General features: G+C 28.7%; 2 protein-coding genes. Both read right to left on the bottom strand.

Features of this window, described 5'->3' with window-relative positions; genetic code table 11:
* Positions 1 to 368: 368 nt before the first annotated feature.
* Complete coding sequence (locus HMPREF2586_RS05340) at positions 369 to 500, bottom strand: beta-class phenol-soluble modulin (RefSeq protein WP_070812661.1); 132 nt, start codon at positions 498 to 500, stop codon at positions 369 to 371.
* A gap of 723 nt (positions 501 to 1223) precedes the next feature.
* Positions 1224 to 1316 carry a type I toxin-antitoxin system Fst family toxin gene (locus tag HMPREF2586_RS12690; RefSeq protein WP_107519008.1) on the bottom strand — a complete coding sequence of 31 codons (93 nt, stop codon included), beginning with the start codon at positions 1314 to 1316 and terminating at the stop codon, positions 1224 to 1226.
* Positions 1317 to 1403: the final 87 nt, after the last annotated feature.

Consider the following 1403-nt stretch of genomic DNA (forward strand, 5'->3'; position numbering starts at 1 on the left):
TACGTCAAATTGACGCCTGAGAGATAGGCGACTCTATTATTATATCATTTGTAAATACATAAGCATATTCACTTCCGATAAGTTGAAATATGTAATTAAATGATAGAAACTACCACATCGATTCTTTAAGCAAAAGATCTTAAAATAAAGATCATCAAAAGATATACAGAAAAAATTCTTTCAAATATGATTTTATTATATCCTCGATTTATATTAAAAAATAAGCGTAGGTAGAAATGTAAAATTTATCAGTCCTTGATTTTTGTTATAAAAATAAATTATTGTTGAAAATATAATCAGAATAATAAAAAGAACAAAGCTTGTTTGGATTCAAACAAGCTTTGTTCTTTTGAATTATAAATTTAAAATTAGCCGACGAAACCTAAAGCAAAGTCAACGCCTTTAGCTACAATATCTGCGATGCTTGTACCCATAGTTACCCAGTCTTGATTGATTCCTGATTCGATCGCTTCTTTTAATGAATTTACGATTTCTGACATTTAGAACACTCCTTAAATATTATTGTTACAAACACAATATAATACATTTTACTATTATATTGTGTGATATTTCCCAATTGATAATTTTAAGTTCCAAAGTGTCTTAAAAATTTTATTATTATATTGTGTAGCACTTCCTAAGTGACGATTTTAAGTTCCAAAGTGTCTTGAATACTTATCAATCTCTCAATCAAAATGGAGAATTATACTTAAAAATAAATTAGCAATATTCAATGTAATAGCAATTATAGGAATTATAATATTTATCATCACATTGTTTTCAAATATTACACTCGCAACTAAATTTAATGTGTTTAGTGTGATTTTCTTTTTCCTAGTCATTAATGCTGTAATATATTATATGTTGACAAGACACCCTTAAGTATAATTCATTTTTACAACTTTATATAAAATTAAATTCTATTTCTGTATTAAAAATGATCCTATTGAAAAAAACCGAAATATACCAATGATAGTATGTTTAATATTTCTAAGTATGTTTTGCAACTGCACAAAGCTTTTATATTAACGAAAATTAGTATACCCTTAAAAGACATAATAACTTTGCTAAAAAATACACATTAATCATATCGAACACACAGTTTTGCATTCCTCTCCACTATGATGTTATAATACAAGTAACGAATAGAAAGTCCATAGATATACACCGAGCCCCAACCTATTGCCGTAGGTTGGGGCTCTTTATGTGATATGGATAGTCGCCTATTTATTGCGTTGGTTTAACCAATAGGTAAAACAAGCTACAATACATCCAGTTATCACAGGTGCAATAACCGTTACGAATAAAAAGTCCACAGATGCTCACCTCCTTCCGCCGAAAATACCGCCGGAAGTTAAGGCGACCTCACTATTATACCATCTGTATCTTTTGAAGCATATGTA

This window comes from Staphylococcus sp. HMSC034G07, assembly GCF_001835975.1.
Classification (GTDB): domain Bacteria; phylum Bacillota; class Bacilli; order Staphylococcales; family Staphylococcaceae; genus Staphylococcus; species Staphylococcus ureilyticus.